The organism is Fluoribacter dumoffii NY 23 (genome assembly GCF_000236165.1).
GTDB lineage: Bacteria > Pseudomonadota > Gammaproteobacteria > Legionellales > Legionellaceae > Legionella > Legionella dumoffii.
Genome location: NZ_CM001374.1, coordinates 15,201 through 32,727 on the forward strand (window position 1 = coordinate 15,201; position 17,527 = coordinate 32,727).

The following is a 17,527-nucleotide window of genomic DNA, read 5'->3' on the forward strand; positions in this document are numbered from 1 at the left end:
GATTTAAATGGTTAAAAAAGGATTTTTTTTATTACTCGGATGTCTTGCCAATACAGTACTTTTTGCCGCAACGGTATCGGTATTTGTCAGTTTTTCCATGCCGGGTAGGCTATTGGAGGAGACTCTCAAAGAAAGCAGCCGTTTACACATCCCCGCCTATTTAAATGGACTGCATCACAATTCAATGAAGGATACCGCACTGAAGGTTATGGAGTTGAGCCAGCGAATCCCCGACTTAAATTTGGCCATTGACCCCACCTTATTTGAACGGTTTGGCATTCAGCAAGTACCCGCTTTGGTCGTGGCAGAGGAGAAGAAGTTTGATGTGATTTACGGCCATTTAACGCTCCAAGAAGGATTATCGCGGATTGCAGGACATGGGGAAACCCACTTTACCCTGCATGATGCTCGGAGGATAAGCAGTGAGTAAATTCATTCTCATTTTGTTTTCATCTCTATTCATTACCGCGGGATTCGCTCAAACTCCAGCCGATGCAATAAAAGCACGTGAGCAAGCGTTGCAGGCTTTAAATGGATTTAATCCTGCCAACGTATTGAAGGGGTATACGCAAAATCCAGAAGAGACAGGTCTTCTCCCACAAGAAGGATCGGACACTTTGTCCTCTTCAGGCTTAAACGCACTGGCCAACAATCCGGATGCTTTAGAGGTGTATCAACATGCAGGAACCCGCACGAAGGGACGCTACAATCCGAATAGCCCTGAGATGCGTTACGCTGAGAAATTGCTTGAACATCCAGAAGATGCGGTAAATGGCGTCTGCTATAAAGAACCAGGATTCTGTGAATCAACGCATGAGACCAAAACTTGCGAAGAAACCGTGGGCTACAAAAATATCGCCTGTGGCGAAGCCCTTAAGGTAACGCTAAAACCGCTGACGCAACAATTTACTCGCGAAGTCATGTTTCCTCGCGGAAGTGCAACCTTTAATTTAACCCAATGTGGCAAACATAATAAAGGATGCAGTCAAGCAAATCTTGCCGAAATAAAGCCTTCTTGTGAAGCATTAAACCTTGTAGTGATGTATCACAATAAAGTGCTGCAACTCATAAAAAATCCTACCTGCAAAGACCCCACAGTGACGGTATCTTTAGGAAAAATAATTAAGGCAGCGGTACCTCTTAAGATGACGTTAACACAACAGGTAAGTGAAGAGTCTTGGGCTACTCAAGCCTGTGAAAAAAAACCTTCGGATTCCTGTATTTTAACGAACACCAATTCATGTGTTGACCCTAATGCCACAAAAATCATTGAGGGCATTGCCATTACCAGACCGTGCTGGGGTCATACGTCAAACTATCAATGCTCTTATTTAGAAAAAAGTTATTGCATGCCTTTGTTGCAAGCCGGCTGTTCGCAAGTGGGTTCGCAGTGTCTTAATGCATCCAATGGATTGTGTACCCGTTTCTTACAAACATTTTCCTGTATGAATCAGGTGTGTTTTCCAGAAAAAACCATTTGTCCTGACAAAATACCCTGCAGCGATGGATCGTGTGACGTGTCATTTGAGGAAGAAAGTGATGATGCGGCGGAGGGATTATCACGCCTAGGGGCTTTGGCTGGTGTGGCATCCGATGTTGCAACCAAGCAAGTTCGTAGTGGCGTGCCTGCCATTTTTACCGGAACCAATTCAACCTGTCGCAAAGTGGTTGCCAATACACGTAATTGTTGTCATGGCAGCCACCAAATGACTCATTGCAGTGACGATGAGAAGCGGCTTGCCAAAGCAAAGGAAGAGGAAAGGGCATATAAAGTCGGAACTTTTTGTGCTTTAAAAAAGCTAGGGCTTTGTTTGGAAGAAAAGGAGTCGTGGTGTGTTTTCCCCACAAAATTGGCTTCTATTCTGCAAATTCAAGGACGTTTTTATCAGTTAGGCATTCACTTTGGTTGGGCAAAAGATGAAGACAACAAAGCCAATTGCCGTGGTATTACCCCAGAAGAACTGGAACGTATTAATTTCTCTGCTCTCGATTTATCCCCCATTACCCAAGAGCTCATGAATCGTAAAGTACTGCCAGATGATGGGCAAGTCTCTGCAGTCAATCAGTCCCATATCGAGCGCTTAAAACAGATGGGGCGTGCACATGATTAAATGGGGCGTTTTTCTTTTGATAGTATTCCTTAATCCTCTGACCGTGTTCGCCGAGAAACCGGTCGGTTTTCTTTGGTACAGCATCGAAAAGGAACAGAAAAAGACAAAACGACCAAGTCCACGAGGCACTTCCTTTAACCAACTTAGTTTTACTGAACGCGATGCGGTACTTCGTTTTTATACTATGGAAGCTTTGCATAAGGCACGGTACACCAAAAAGGTCGAGGACATGCGCGTATTTTTAAGCCTACAAGATTATTGGCTTAAAGAATCCTCACGATTTAAATCGTTGTTTCAACAAACGATGTTGGCACATCCTGAATATGATTACGCGGTGACTCATCCAACCTCCAATCTTGGTGCAAAAATCACCGATGAGGTGCGCGAATCCCAAACCGTAGAAATTATAAACCGATTGTCCAAAACGCATGGTTTGTTGTTTTTCTATCGTGGGAAAAGTCCTTATGACTTGAAACAAATCCCTATTATTGTTGATTTTTGCAGGCGTTTCCATATTCCAATGTTGCCGGTTAGTGTTGATGGCATCACATCTTCCGAACTAAAGGATTCCCGGATGGATAATGGGCAAGCCAACCGACTGGGTGTCCGCTATTTTCCTGCATTACTTTTGGTTAATCCTCGAAACCAACGTGTTTCACCCGTGGCATATGGACTAACCACTCAAGATGTCTTGATGGAACGCATCAAACAAGTGGCAACCCAATTTAAAGGAGACGAATGATGAAGGCACGCATATTATGGGGATTGGCTTTCGCTTTTATTGTTTCATGTACACAGGCCGAAGGGGCGAAGTGGCTTACCAACATGATTGCTGAGCAGAAGGGGGTATTCCAACATCAACGTGAAGAGTCGATCAATAAAAAAGGTAAGGGATTTTTTAGCACCCATGGATTGATTCTGTTTTATGGCAGCCAATGCCCACATTGCAAGCGGTTTGCACCGATATTACAAGGGTGGGCAAATCGTAATAAAGCAGAAGTCTTGCCTTTGTCGTTGGATAATCAACCGTTACCTGAATTTCCCAAATTTTTACCCGCGACTACTGAATGGATTAATGCTGCATTTGGTAGTAATGCCATCAATTACCCAGCACTTTTTGTGGTTAATCCTAAAACAAAAGCTTTATATCCGGTGGGATTTGGTTCAATGACAGACGCTGAACTCAATGACCGTATAACAACACTCATCCCTAAAATTAAGATGTATGAAAACAAGGGGATAATGTAATGAAAAAAGGTATTCTTACCCTGTGCTTATTGAGTTTTTTCTCCACTGTTCAGGCTAGTGTCAGCACCGATTTGGATAATTTTTTTAACGGGATGGGCTATGCATCTAATGTAACTTCGCCTGCTGCTTTTGAATCCCAAGCTGCAGGATTTTTTGGTGGTGGTTCACTGTATGTTCGTAATCAGGCTCGCCAATATCAATTAGTTCAATTGGATTTACCGAGTTATCGCACAGGGTGTGGTGGCATCGATTTATATACAGGGAGCATGAGTTTTTTGAGCAATCAGAAATTAGTGGATTTGGGAAAATCAGTGATGACTAATGCCGATGCTTATGCGGTAGATGTGATGTTAGCCTCTACGGTTCCTGAATTAAAACAAGTACGGGATTTCAATTTATACCTAGAGCAATTGGCTAATCATAGCAGCATTAATTCATGTCAGCTCGGTGAAAATCTGGTTGGAGGGATATGGCCAAAAACGGCGGCAAGCCAACAAAAAATCTGTAAAGACCAGGCTGCCATGGGAAAAGAGGGATTGTTTAGCGATTATGTTCAGGCTCGCATGGCCTGTTCGGGTAATGGCTTTGATAACGTGATGAATAAAGCATCTCAAGACCCGGAACGTAAAAAACAAGTAGTGTTAAATAAAAATCTCGTTTGGTACCTGTTGCAGGCCAAATCGTTTTTAAATAGTGACAGGGAGCTTGCTGAGATGGTAATGAGTCTAACAGGCACATTGATTATTGATAAAGAGGGCAAGGTGACCAATGTGCCTTCATTGGCGGATAACGCTGATTTAATTAATGCACTGATTGGACTAGGAAATGGTGCTCGAACTGCGAAAATTTGGCGCTGTAAGGATGCTGGAAGCAACAGCCAGTGCATGCAGGTGGGTTTACAGGATATCACCATTCCAGAAACTTCAACGCTTACCTATAAAGTACGTGAGATTATTCGCACCATAAATACAAAGCTCATTAATGATGAAAAACCCGGCAATCGAGAGCTTAATTTTTTAAGCATGACCTCACTGCCTGTGATGAAGTTTTTGTCGGTGTTAAACAGCATGCACACAGGCCGCAGTGCCGTAGACATTGAAGAATACTCGATGCTAATCGCCCAGGATTTGTTAACGAATTACCTCACTGAATTACTGCGTGAGGTCAGCGTGGCAACGGCAGGTTCTGAGTTAAATACCGATTTAGTCAAAGAAATTCAAAAGCGCATCAATGAGGCCACCACGTGCGTGGCTTCCATTGATCCAAAGGTAGGCCACAAACTACAAGAAAAGCTCATGCTGATTCAACGCATGGCGCAAATTGAAAAACAGGTAGCCTCGCAAATGAACAGTACAGCGGGTTAAGGAGAGGTTCATGATAACGATTCATGTTTTGGCTGGTGGTGAATTATTCCAGCATGTTTTAAATGTGATAACAGCCTTTATGAAGCAGGACAGTTTTTTCGGGTTGTTACGCATTACCGCTTTAATTGGCATAGTCATGGCAGCAGTTGGTTTTCTGAAAACTCGTGACCCAATGGCTTTTGCACGCTGGTTTTTAGGTTATGTGTTGTTTGTAAATGTGGTGTTATTGCCCAAAACCTCCGTGCTGATTGATGACATTTCTTCGCAAACGCCGAAACTTGTAGATAATGTGCCTGTGGTATTTGCGTTAAGCGCCAGTTTAGTCACAACCATTGGCTATGGTTTGGCGCAATCCTACGATGCATTACTTACCATGCCTGATGATTTGCACTACACCAAAACCGGTGCATTATTTGGTTCACGCCTGATTTCTGCTTCAACCTCATTTCGCATTAAAGACCCAGTGCTTAAAGAGGAGATTAATGAGTACTTTCGAGCGTGTGTGGTAGGAGACATTCGGTTAAATCGGAAGTACAGTGTCGGTGATTTAGCTCATTCCACGGACATTTGGAATCTTATCACCGCAAAAGCTTCACCTCTTCGCATGATTTCGGTGAATGGTAAATTAGTGACTTGCCAGGAGGCTTCAAAACCTGATGGGCAATACAGTTTGCGCAAAAAACTGGATGCTGAAATTAAAAAAGCCTACACGTTTTTTGGGGTGAATTTATTTGGTAAGCCTAAGAATACCACCTATGAAGCGTTATTTAGCACTCATCTTAAATCAGCCTTTGATTATTACCAGGGGTTAACTGATTCTTCCAGTAATATTTTTTTACAAAGCATGATGATTAATGCGATGAGCGATGGTGTAGCGCATTATCAAGCGTTTACGGATGCAACCGCAGGAATTGTGAACCAACAATTTACAAAATCCCAGGTACAACACCGTTGGAGTTGGGAAGTGTTAGGGCAAAAAGCGTTGTGGATTTTACCGATTACTCACACCTGCCTCACTCTATTATTGTTTGGTGTGTTTCCCCTAATTATTGCTTTAACCACATTGCCAGGCGGGATACGAATTCTTTATGGCTATATGCAGTTTTTCATGTCGCTGCAATTTTGGCCGGTGCTTTTTGCAATTCTTAATGCAGGCATGACCATTTATGGTGCTTCATCATCGGCTGAATATGGCCAGTTTACCATGGTTAATCTTGATAAGATTGATGAATTGCATGCGGATATTGAAGGCAGCTGCGGTTATTTGATGATGCTCATTCCTTTTTTATCCCATGGTTTAGTCTCCAATTTAGGCGGAGCATTCAGTAATCTCGCAACCAGCATGATGAGTCATATGCAAGGCTCCAGCATGTCAGTGGCAGGGGAGGCGGCTAGCGGCTCTTTTGGTCTTGGTCAAACCAGCTTCTATAATACAACAGCCAATAATTTCTCGGCGAATAAACATGATTCCAATTGGACGCATATGCATGGTATGCACACGGAGCAATTGGAAAGTGGTGTCTTAAAAACATTGACCGGCAGCGGCGAGGCTGTTTTTGATGTCAGTCCTGGCATGACTAAAAGTCATATTCATATTGCCGATGCCAAGGCATTAACAGGCTCATTGAACCAGGCGTATGAGCAATCAACTCAAACAGCTGCCAATGAAAGTAAAGCGTATCAATCCGCCCTAAGTAATTTTGCTCATCGCGCACTAGCACTGGCTCAATTATCAGGACACGATATGCGTCTTGGCGATGGAATCAGTTCTTCCGATTCAGCTCACTATTCCAGTGCGCTCTCTCAAATGTCACGGATTGCCGAGGATGTTGCCCATCGTAACGGCATAAGCAAAGAAGATGCCTTTGCGGCGATGACCAGTGGCGGGCATGGGATTTCAGGTGGGGTTGATCTTCAAAAAAGTATTGCCGGAAAAATCTTTGGTATTAAAGGCGGATGGGATGCTCATATTAAATACGAACGAGCATCAACTAATGCCTATCGTGCGCATGAGGGTTATGACAAGGTGGTTTCTGCCCAAGAAGCGGAGGATTTTAATAAAGCAAGCCAATATGTGGCCCAATTTGCTAGAACCCATCATTTTGATGATAGTCATTCCGAGGCAGCATCGCTATCTAATCAAATGGGAGTTGATATCAGAGAGGCTGAAAATAGAAGCCATAACTATGATGTATCGCATACTCGCGCTATGCGAATTGCAGAGGCCAAACACTATGTAGAATCAAAATCGGAGCAAATTACAGCCGATCTCAATCAAGCGTTTCCATCTTTTGTTGCATCGAAGGTGGGTGGTTCTCATCGCGATGAATTGTTTGCACGCCCCGGAGATATGAGTTCAATACAAGAGTTAGAAGGATTGGCCGGTGCCTTTGTTACTACCAAGCGCGAACAATTAATCGCTGAATTTAGGCCGAAAGAATCGTCTTTTTCAATGGATGCCTTTTATCAGAATGAAAGCCAATCCTTAAACCAGAAGAGCAATAACATTGGTACGAATTATCAAAAAAATCATGATGCGTTAACCGATAGCGCCAAACCATTGAGTGTTGGTATTGCTGATAATAGGAAAAATAACTTAGTGAATCAGGTGGATGAAAAAGTAAATGATATTCAGAGCACGCATCAAAATACTGTAGAGCTAAGTCCACCCGATCATATTTTAAAAACTAAAGCTGATCGAATGAACAAATACAAAGAAAAAGAATCCGATGGGAAGTATGATGCTAAAACTGGAGTTATCCCAGGACATGCCGTGGATAAAGGGAAAGACACTCTAAAAGAGCTATTTGAAGGAGATAAATGACATGACAATCGATTTAAAAAAAGCACTGGCAATGGATTTAGAGACGCTAAGACATCTGGATCTAGGTATTATTTCCGCAGGAGCGTATTACAAACGCTTGTTTGCAAGCTGGTTCTTTTTATTTGTTTTGCTCCTGACGATTCAATCTGCAGCCTGTTTTTTTGCCGTTCGAATCAATGCCTGGGACTATGCGCCCCATGCTGAGCGGTGGGAAAAATCCAATATGGAAGATGCTAATAGGGAAGAGTCTACGCTACACAGTTCATCCAGTCTTTATGATTTGGGACAGCAGTTTCCTGATGCCAGTCAGGAAGAGCTTAAAATGATCCAAAAAGAAAAGGAGCGCAAATGGCAAGAAGGTTTTCTTAGGCGCAAGAAAGAACGTGAACTCAAATATGAAGAGGCACGCCTTGATGAGCATGCCTTGCTAAGAGCAAAAATGGTGTTTGGCGTGTTTTTTTCATCATTGCTGATGTCGCTGTTTGGTCTGGGTTTCATTAAAAATTACATCATTTTCAAACTCCAAATTAGCCCAAAGCTTCAAACAGGCACCTACCTTGTTCAAAAAACGCAATGGGCTCTCGCAGGATTCTTTTTTATTTTTGGAATGTTCGCGTTTCTTTTTATTCCGCTCTTTGAACAGGATGTCGTATTTTTTTCCGCCATACCCTGTTTGATCCTAGCAGCCATTGCAACCAGCATTGCTGTTAATATGGAGGCCAGCCGAATCGGGGTGAGTATCCTATCAAAAGCTATTTCCGATTACTTCCGTAAAGAAAAAAACGAGATTTCCAATGCGTAAACAACCTAATTTCAAGCATTACACACGTGGCGGGATAATTAGTTTTCACAACGTTCGTATGTGGGATCAAATTACGCTTACATTAATGTTTCTCTGTCTTTTTCTTTGGGTAATACTTACCGGAATTATCACCTGGTTAGTTATCTCCGCGGAGAATCTACACCAAGCAATAGCTTATTACTATGCTCTTTTTTTGAGTTTAGTAGGACAAAAACACACCTTTGCTCTTTCGTTTCATGGTAAAGAGTATCACCAATCAGTAGAAGCCATTCTTCACTATCCTTATTATGCAGAGAATGCTAAGCACGTGATCAATTCATTGGGTAGAGCAACACTGAGTGCATTTGCTGTAGCGTTTCTGTCAGGGTTAGGGATTGCCATTTACTTCATTAAACGGGGGAAAGAGCAGAGCGAAAGTCAATTTGTTCGAGGCAGCCAACTCAAAAATTCAAATGAGGTGAAAAAACAAATTCTTCATGATAAAGCGCATTCTGATATTACGATTGATACATTTCCCCTTATCAAAGACAGTGAAGTCCAGCATGTGCTGGTACATGGAACTGTAGGCACCGGAAAAAGCCAGCTCATTATGAAAATAATGGATTGTCTTCGTAAAAGAGGCGATCGGGTGATCGTCTACGATAAAGGGTGTTCGTTTATTCCTCATTATTACCAAGACGATTCAGATGTCATTTTAAATCCCTTCGATAAGCGTTGTGCCAATTGGGATATGTGGTTAGAGGCACCTCGTGACTCGGATTTTGAAAATATGGCCGAAAGCTCAATTCCCATGCACGGAGAATCTGATCCCTTTTGGGTTAATGCCTCACGAACTGTTTTTTCATGCTTAGGATCCGTGATGCGACATCATTCTGATCGCTCAGTTGAAAAACTATTAAAATTGATTTTAACCGATGAATTTTCTGATTTGGAAGAGTATTTACAAGGAACTCCCGCAGCAACCCTTGTCAGTAGTAAAATTGAGAAAACGGCTATTTCTATTCGTGCAACGCTTACCTCCTATTTGAAATCATTTTCGGCATTAGCGGATCTGAATCAGGAGGGAAAACCCCCTTTCTCTATTCGGGACTACATTCTTGATGAGCAACAAAAAGGGTGGCTTTTTATTTCATCCAATGGTGAAACGCATAAGTCACTCAAACCTTTAATTTCTATGTGGTTAGCCCAAGCCTCTTTGGCTCTTTTGAGCCTAGCGCCTGATAGAAACAGACGTATTTGGTTTATCTGTGATGAGTTGCCAAGCCTTCATAAATTGCCTCTGCTTGGTGAAACGATTGCCGAGGTACGCAAGTTTGGCGGTTGCTTTCTTCTTGGCATGCAAAGCTTTTCACAGCTTACCAAAGTCTATGGTCAGGCAGGAGGCAGAGAAATTTTTGATTTATTAAATACCCGCTTTTTCTTTCGTAGTCCGAGTAGCGATATGGCGCGTCTTGTGGCCTCGGAACTTGGTGAAGAAGAAATCGAGGAATCACGGGAAAATTATTCCTATGGCGCCAACAGTATTCGAGATGGGATTTCGTTAGGCGCACAACGAGTTACACGCCCCATAGTTTCCTATCCGCAAATTATGGAGCTTAAAGATTTGCACTGCTTTGTCCGTTTGCCAGGACACTATCCCATTACCCAGTTAACACTTGATTTAGGCTTTCGGACAATAAAAACCAATGGTTTTATTGAGCGCAATATGCCCACAACCTTTAATTTCTCTCAATTAACATCAATTGATGAGGATTGGGAATCGGGTACCGATGGTCATGTGGGGAGCAAGCAACCAAACAAGAACAAAATAAATGCAGAACATCTATGCATCGAGGAACTTAATCTTGAGTCTTTGTAGATTTTGCATCCAAGCAAGTTTCCGCTGGCACCATTGATTCATTACCAGTTTCGCTTGGATATGCGGAAAAATCAGAAGCCTGATTCAGCTTTTGGATGGGAATATCTTTTCTTGCTCGGCTTTAGTTAATTTGTTCCATGAGCGCATTAAAGCTTCTCCTGCGGCCAACTTCACTTTCATCTCTTTGGATGGCGCTGTTAAATAATGAAGCGTAAAACCGCTGACAACACCTCCTAATAATGCCGCAGATAGCAATAAGGCCGGGCTCCCTCGTCTTGAGCTTTTTTGTCGTGCTTGGTACCCCGTTAGTTCTTTACTCAATTGACACAACGAATTCATGCTGTGATTAATGGGTTCATAAGCAAAATCAGCCACTTCTTGGGCTATTGTTTGAGCGCTCTCGCGGATATTTTGTTTTAATTCGGTTTTAATACGCTCAATCACACTTTGTTTGCATGCTTTTTCAAAAGCTTCGAATTGAATCAGATGCTGCTCAAATTGCTTCACAGAATGTGCCATTTGGCCGGACGCCAGGGTAATGACTTCACGTTCTTCATTCATTTGCCCATAAAGCCCTTTTAACAAAAGAGTTACCGATTTAAGGGTTTGCACTGCTTCAAAAAATTCCTTATCAGCACCTTTTGGATACTCATTCGTTACCTTATTGGTTAATGTTACTTCGTCCTCTTCTCTATCCAACATGGCTCACCCTTATATGTCTAATTCTTTATCAATGATTCTTATCCGGTGCACTTCCTGCTCATTCCTTTTTATGAAGTGCTCTGCTTGCTTTGCAAACTCAGGATAATCCTTTTTAAATGCATTCATTAACTGAGAATCACCCGGTAATTGCCCCATTAAACGGACTAATTTATCTTGTTGCTCTGAAGTGAGTCGATTTTGTGCCAAAGCCTTACTGTAAGGCTCAAAAGAACGTGCTAATGATTTGGCTTGACGCTCAGCAATGGATAATAAACTATCGGCAATATGCAGGACTTGGCTTGGGTTTTCTTGCATAAACTGCTGCTCAAACGCATCAAGCTTTTGTTGCTCTTTTTGCACGTCTCTGCCCATCACCTGATTCATCAAGGATTCAAGAGAACGCTCTGATGTTTTGATGCGCTCAGATGAAATGGAAAGGGCAGGGGACTTATCCATAACAAGCCCGCGCTGTCGCGCAAATTCTCCCTGCATGTGGGTGTAATCTAATGTCACATCTTTCGCGCGATTTCTACTCAGGGCGTGAATGAGCTCTTTATCATGGGCAAAAACTTCGCGACTGACAAAGACATCACAGCTTCTACGATGGCGTGTCATCGCCACGTAGGTTGAATGGGCATCATAATGCGCTGTAGGTAAGACATACGCTCGGTCAACGGTCACCCCTTGTGCTTTATACACAGTAGCCGCATAGCCATGCTCCATGTGTTTGTAGTAATTGGTGTTTACCTGAACGATTTGTGGCTTTGAATTTAAATCATCACGGTCAAGAGCGACGGTGATGAGACCCGATTTGGCATCAATGCCTTGAATGGTACCTAAGGTGCCATTAATCACTGAAAGACTGTTTTCTCGTTTTAAGAAGTACACGCGGTCATTCACTGCAAAGGCGCGCTCCCCGCGCTCCATATTGAAAACAACATCCTCACCAAGTTGTCCGTCTTTTCGTTTCATCACACGCGCCATCTCATTGAGTTCTTTCACATCCTTGCGGGTGTAGGCAAGAATGATTTGAGAATCTGAGGGGCTTGCAATGCGCACATCGTTCCATTGCTCAATCAGAGCGTGTTTTGCATCATCTGTAGTTCCGAAACGATGAACATGGTCATGAGCATCATAAGCGAGAAGGGCTTTACCCACTGCGCCTTGGGCTAAATCCAAGGAAGCATCCACTTGCCAAGGGGTTGTTTGTCTTCGGATTTGATTGAGTTCAACGTACTGGTAATTTTCTGCAATCGCTCGAAACGATGCGCCGGCTTCAATGGCCTGCAGTTGCTGCCAGTCGCCCACCAATACCAGTTTTGCACCTGCTTGTTCGACCTCGCGTGTCAAACGCTCCATGGTACGAGAGCCCAACATTCCTGCTTCATCCACTACTAAAATATCACGTGACGTGAAATGAAACATGCCCTTATCCAGACGATAGAAGAGGCTGGCAATGGTACGTGATTCAATACCTGAGCTGTCCCTTAAATTAAGTGCGGCAATCCCCGATAAAGCCGCTCCGTGCACCCGGTATCCTGATTGCTCCCAGGTTTCGCGCGCAGCACCCAAGAGATAGCTTTTTCCTGTTCCGGCATAACCTAAAAGTGATTTTAAATCACCTCTCTGGGTTAAATAACGAAGCGCTGACTCTTGCTCTTCTGAAAGCGTTCGGCTTGATTGCGCAAGCATAATCGACTTCTCGCTTACTTCATGGCCTAAACGATGATGAAGCACATCGGATTGGTGCATCATTGAGGATTCTATGTGCAACATATTCTGTGTTGAGAATCGTTGTTTTCCATCTTTATCCAGGCCTACATAAACCAACTCAGATGATGATTTAACCCGTTCAAACACCCGGTTAAATTGCGCTGCATTTTCCGTATGCCGGTTAATGAAACGCGCCAAATCCTGATGGGTAAAAGTCGATTGGCATCGAGTAATGGCATCCAAGGCGATTTCAGGCTGCTCAAAAATTAATTGCCCATTTTCACGAGCAATGCGTTGGTGGTCTGCAAGCCGCGCCATACGCGTTTGCGCATCCTTGGGTCCAATTTTATATTGGGGCTCTAAGGCAATGCCTTGTTCTTTATAGCTGCGATGGTCTACCTTTTGGTCAATACCATGCAAAGCCAAATGACGATTTTCACAATTCGCCCATTCTTCTCGCCAATGTTCTAATAAGGCATTATCGTTCCAACTTCGTTCTTTAAGTCCAAAGCCATCTTCATGCGCTTGTCTTAAACTTAAAAGAACATGCGCATGCGGTTGATAGAGGCCATCAGCGCCTTTAGGGTTATGCAGGCATACATCGGCAACCATGCCACGTGCTACAAATTCATTTCTGACAAACTCACGCACCAATTCGATGTTTTGCTCCATGCTCAATTCACGGGGAAGGGCGAGTTGTACTTCACGGGCAAGTTGTGCATCTTTGCGTTTTTCCGAAAGTTCCACTGCATTCCATAAATCGGAGCGGTTATTCATCCATTCTGGCGCGTTGGGAGGTACGAAAATCTCTTTATGAACCACTTCGCTTTTATCGGTGAAATCATGAATTACGCCAGTGCGTTCATCAACAAGTTCTTCACCAGAACGATAGGCTGATGCCGCAACAATACTGCGCCCTTGAGAGCGTGAAATGATTTGCGCGCTGAAACGATAGATGGCCATGTCCCTATACCATTTTGGTGATTTTAATTCTTGTTTTGCTCCCTTGATGAATTTCAGAATACCAAAGCGCACGTTGCAACGCAACGTATAAGCGCGCACTTCTGTCGCCAGTGCGGCATTCGGGTCGCTTCGCTCCAATGTTAATTTTTATTATTTATTATCCTCTTGATATTTATATGAAACATCGTAAAATCTGAGTACTAGGACGACTATGAACCGATAATAAAATGAGCGAAAAACAATCGCGGCTGGATGCCTTAAAGAAAAAACAAGAACAACTCAGAGCGCAAATTCAAAAACTGGAATCACTTGAAAAAGCCCGGGAGCGAAAGCGTGATACACGTCGTAAAATTCTCATTGGTTCCTATTTCATTGATAAAGCCAATCAAGAAGGGACGTTGTTTGATTTGTACCAACAAATGAAACACTACATTAAACGAAATGCCGATAGAGAATTATTTCATTTAGAACCAATTCAGGAAGAACAAAGTGTTCTCGAAACCGAACCGATGGAATAACAACACATTAAGGATGCATCATGAAATGGATTAAACTGGTGTTCAAACCCTTTATCTGGATTTCCAACAATCTTGATTCAAAAGATGAAGAATCATCTCATTTTAATCCATGCAGAAAAGATGACACCCGAATTAACCCGGCCACAGGTCTTCCTATGAGAGGCGCTTTTGATAGTTCGGGAAATACCTTAGGTTCTAGTTCATCAAGTTGGAATAATGATTACGGTCGAAGTCACTCATCCTATTCCAGCTTTAATTCTTTTAACAATCGTTTTTAAATGTTTTATGAAGTCATTGACGCTCTCAGACCATGATAAAGAATTGATTCGATTAATTGATGCTCAAGCCAAACAGCTGATGGAAAGAAATGCGCCTGATCATGTCATCGTAACCACATTAATGGATTTTATTCCAGATGTACGGTGCATGGTTAATGCAACATGCGAAAAGCAATTGGATTTGTATTGTAGAGAATATCCGCATTTCAATTATTTTCTTCAATTAATTAGCCAAGAAGTAATTTAAGATGGATTAACACAAATAGGTTTACACGTATTATGTCTTCTCATTCAATAAAAATGCTCTTTATTTTGCAAGAGGAAGTTGCCCGTTTAGGTAATGCCAGCGATTACGAGCTCTTCATTTTAAAAAGTCATATCGAACAGATAATTTATACCAAACGAAAGCTTGAAAGCTTAACCTCCCAAATTTCTGTTGGCTCAAGCTTACTCTATTTCGATGCCCAACTTTTAAAAGAAGATATCCTTTTAGTCACCGAATTAGGAGCGCTTATTAAAGGAATTCGCCAATCGGATAAACAAAGTATTTGTGTTGAGCCACAATCGTTTAATTTTGATCACAAGACAACCATCTCATTAATTGCAGAAAAGAGAACACGTATACACGATGAGTGGAAGCTTCCTTCCTATCATAGAGTTATTGTTGACTGTCACTCTTATGTTTTAAAGGGGTACTTTATCAAATACAACCATAATGGGTGCAAATTAAAATTGCTTGGCGGTGAAACAGTGAAGCTGCCTGCAAGCGCTCTATTCTACGAGCCTACCAAAGACGATTTGAAGGATTTTATGCGCATTGAACAAGATCCTCATCATCAAAATCTGGAGTATGAAAGGACACTCAAAGCAGTGCGAAGTAAAATAGGGCAACTAGACCCTTCTAATAATCCGGGTTTGGGGAGCAATGGAACAGCCAACCGACTTAAGGACTATATTGGTCTTTTAATATCTATAATTCGGTATGTTTCATTTTATAGGATTGTAAACTGTGAAGTTGTTCAAGTATTTTCATTGAATACAGATAGATAACCAATTTTTTTCATCATTAGTAATTAAGTTTTCAAATTACCTATAATAGAACAAATAGTTTTATTGTTTTATTCAATATCTATGATGAATTCTTTAAAAACCTTTATTTTTAGGTAACAATGACGCTTTAACATTACGGCTCTGAAGAAAACTATGAATAAGGGGTATAAATAAATGGGCTGCTCCACTTGTCCTTCTCACAAAGAACCAATGCCCAAACTGTGGCATAATCCTAAAGTCATTACGGCAGCAATAGCCGGTATATTATTAACTATTGGTTTTGTAGGCTCATATTTGACACTACCAAGGATAATTGCTAACGGGTTTTACATAGGCGCGGTGTTAATTGGTGGATATTATTTCGCACGGGAAGCTATAGAAGAATTTTTCAAAGAACATGAAATCGGTATTGAGTTTTTGATGTCTACCGCTGCTATTGTTGCTGGTGTGATGGGACAATGGGCAGAATCGGCAACACTGGTTTTTTTATATTCTATTTCTGAAGCAGCAGAGGGTTATGCTGGTGAAAGGGCGCGACATGCTATCAGAGTATTGATGGAACTTGCCCCAAAATCCGCATTAGTCCGACGTAATAATAGCGAGTTCCTAATACCTTTAGAAGACATTCAAATTGGAGATGAGTTTATTGTTCGTCCTGGTGAAAGCATCGCTACAGATGGAGAGGTCATATCTGGACATTCTAGTGTAAACCAAGCGCCTATCACGGGTGAATCAATTCCTGTTGAGAAATTTGTGGGAAATAAAGTATTTTCTGCAACTATTAACGGCGAGGGGACTCTTACTATTCGCGCTACCAAAAAATTTGCTGAGAACACGTTATCTCGTATTATTTTTCTTGTTGAAAAAGCACAGGATAAAAAAGGTCGCAGTCAACGATTTATAGAGCGTTTTGGCAATCTCTACAGTCCATTCGTTCTTTTAGCAGGGGTACTAATAGCTACCCTACCTCCTCTATTTGGGCTGCATTGGCAAGAATGGGTGCTACGTGCAACGGTGTTTATTGTTGCAGCTGCACCATGTGCTTTAGTAATTTCTATCCCAATTACCCTTGTAGCTGCTCTTGGTACAGCCAGTCGAAACGGAATATTACTTAAGGGTGGGATATATTTAGAAAAATTGGTTCAAATAAAGGTTATTGCGCTTGATAAAACAGGAACCTTAACACAAGGACAACCCAAGGTCACCGATATCATTTCGTTAAATAATTATACTCAGAACCAAATATTAAATGTAGCTGCCACCCTTGAATCGCGTTCCCAGCATCCACTGGCACATGCCATTTTACAACAAGCAAAGGCAGAAAGTGTTGCATATAAACCTGTTGAACATTTTAAGTCATTGACTGGTTCAGGGGTTCAGGGTTTTATAAATGGAGAACAATTTTATATTGGCAATCCAAAATTATTTATTGATATGGGTCTATTGGTAGAAACTGTAATTCAAGAAATAAATAAATTACAGACCGTTGGAAAGACTGTCGTATTAGTAGGAACAGATAAGGAAATTCTCGGTTTAATTGCAATTACTGATCCTCTAAGATCTACAGCAAGGCAGATGGTATCGTCCCTAAAATTGATGGGTATTGAGCGTGTTGTTATGCTCACTGGAGATAACTCGATAACTGCCGCGTCAATTGGAGTTCAAGCAGGTGTAGATGAAGTATTCTCTGATTTATCACCAGAAGATAAGACACGAAAAATTGAGGAACTGGAAAGACGTTACGGTAAGGTAATGATGGTTGGCGATGGAGTAAATGATGCTCCAGCACTTGCAGCAGCACATGTAGGAGTTGCAATGGGCGCCGCTGGAACCGATGTTGCATTAGAAACTGCGGATGTAGCATTAATGGGTGATAATTTATTAAAATTACCTTATCTCATCGAGTTTAGTCATCGAACCTGGAATATAATTTTACAAAATTTAGGACTATCTATAATTGTTATTAGCTCTCTTATTGTCGGGGCGGTAACTGGCTATTTTACGTTGCCAATAGCAGTTTTAGCCCATGAAATAAGTGAGCTTATTGTTATTGCAAGTGGTCTTCGCATGTTAAAATCTTAACTGTAGATGAGCGC

15 protein-coding genes are annotated in these 17,527 nt (G+C 42.0%); 13 read left to right on the forward strand and 2 right to left on the reverse strand.

The genetic code is table 11. From position 1 onward, the window contains the following. Positions 1–7: 7 nt before the first annotated feature. The 8 genes from trbC to traD are packed head-to-tail and all read left to right on the forward strand — an operon-like array spanning position 8 to position 10,207. On the forward strand, positions 8–430 hold the full coding sequence (gene trbC / locus KYQ_RS17045; RefSeq protein WP_019350384.1) for a type-F conjugative transfer system pilin assembly protein TrbC: 423 nt from the start codon (positions 8–10) through the stop codon (positions 428–430). Next, positions 423–2,111 (forward strand): conjugal transfer protein TraN, encoded by a 1,689-nt coding sequence (gene traN / locus KYQ_RS17050; protein ID WP_019350385.1) that lies wholly within the window; start codon positions 423–425, stop codon positions 2,109–2,111. Before trbC ends, traN begins: the two co-directional genes overlap by 8 nt. Then, on the forward strand, positions 2,104–2,853 hold the full coding sequence (traF, locus tag KYQ_RS17055; protein ID WP_019350386.1) for a type-F conjugative transfer system pilin assembly protein TraF: 750 nt from the start codon (positions 2,104–2,106) through the stop codon (positions 2,851–2,853). The genes traN and traF overlap by 8 nt, the downstream gene beginning before the upstream one ends. Beyond that, entirely contained in the window at positions 2,850–3,359 is a 510-nt protein-coding gene (gene trbB / locus KYQ_RS17060) for a type-F conjugative transfer system pilin assembly thiol-disulfide isomerase TrbB (RefSeq protein ID WP_231294687.1), read from the forward strand. The genes traF and trbB overlap by 4 nt, the downstream gene beginning before the upstream one ends. Continuing rightward, positions 3,359–4,723 (forward strand): conjugal transfer protein TraH, encoded by a 1,365-nt coding sequence (locus KYQ_RS17065; RefSeq protein ID WP_019350388.1) that lies wholly within the window; start codon positions 3,359–3,361, stop codon positions 4,721–4,723. The genes trbB and KYQ_RS17065 overlap by 1 nt, the downstream gene beginning before the upstream one ends. A gap of 10 nt (positions 4,724–4,733) precedes the next feature. After that, positions 4,734–7,547, forward strand: a complete 2,814-nt coding sequence (gene traG / locus KYQ_RS17070) for a conjugal transfer mating-pair stabilization protein TraG (protein WP_019350389.1) — start codon at positions 4,734–4,736, stop codon at positions 7,545–7,547. A gap of 1 nt (position 7,548) precedes the next feature. After that, entirely contained in the window at positions 7,549–8,349 is an 801-nt protein-coding gene (locus tag KYQ_RS17075; RefSeq protein ID WP_019350390.1) for a hypothetical protein, read from the forward strand. Beyond that, on the forward strand, positions 8,342–10,207 hold the full coding sequence (traD, locus tag KYQ_RS18480) for a type IV conjugative transfer system coupling protein TraD (RefSeq protein ID WP_081466373.1): 1,866 nt from the start codon (positions 8,342–8,344) through the stop codon (positions 10,205–10,207). Before KYQ_RS17075 ends, traD begins: the two co-directional genes overlap by 8 nt. A gap of 84 nt (positions 10,208–10,291) precedes the next feature. On the opposite strand, the gene KYQ_RS17085 is transcribed toward traD, so the two are convergent. Together KYQ_RS17085 and traA are read right to left on the reverse strand one after the other, a co-directional pair. Continuing rightward, entirely contained in the window at positions 10,292–10,909 is a 618-nt protein-coding gene (locus KYQ_RS17085; RefSeq protein WP_019350392.1) for a hypothetical protein, read from the reverse strand. 9 nt (positions 10,910–10,918) lie between these two features. Beyond that, positions 10,919–13,723, reverse strand: a complete 2,805-nt coding sequence (gene traA, locus KYQ_RS17090; protein ID WP_231294689.1) for a Ti-type conjugative transfer relaxase TraA — start codon at positions 13,721–13,723, stop codon at positions 10,919–10,921. 89 nt (positions 13,724–13,812) lie between these two features. On the opposite strand from traA, the gene KYQ_RS18485 reads away from it, so the two are divergent. The 5 genes from KYQ_RS18485 (at position 13,813) to KYQ_RS17115 (ending at position 17,513) form a co-directional block, all read left to right on the forward strand. Continuing rightward, positions 13,813–14,103, forward strand: coding sequence for a hypothetical protein (locus tag KYQ_RS18485; RefSeq protein ID WP_012187532.1), 291 nt, complete (start codon positions 13,813–13,815; stop codon positions 14,101–14,103). A 20-nt stretch (positions 14,104–14,123) separates the two neighbouring features. Then, complete coding sequence (locus KYQ_RS19220; protein WP_035749192.1) at positions 14,124–14,381, forward strand: hypothetical protein; 258 nt, start codon at positions 14,124–14,126, stop codon at positions 14,379–14,381. A 7-nt stretch (positions 14,382–14,388) separates the two neighbouring features. Continuing rightward, positions 14,389–14,628 carry a hypothetical protein gene (locus KYQ_RS18490; RefSeq protein WP_035749195.1) on the forward strand — a complete coding sequence of 80 codons (240 nt, stop codon included), beginning with the start codon at positions 14,389–14,391 and terminating at the stop codon, positions 14,626–14,628. 32 nt (positions 14,629–14,660) lie between these two features. Continuing rightward, positions 14,661–15,431: a hypothetical protein gene (locus KYQ_RS18495; protein WP_019350394.1), complete on the forward strand. Its 771-nt coding sequence runs from the start codon at positions 14,661–14,663 to the stop codon at positions 15,429–15,431. A gap of 174 nt (positions 15,432–15,605) precedes the next feature. Further along, positions 15,606–17,513 (forward strand): heavy metal translocating P-type ATPase, encoded by a 1,908-nt coding sequence (locus KYQ_RS17115; RefSeq protein ID WP_012187540.1) that lies wholly within the window; start codon positions 15,606–15,608, stop codon positions 17,511–17,513. The last annotated feature ends 14 nt before the right edge of the window (positions 17,514–17,527 follow it).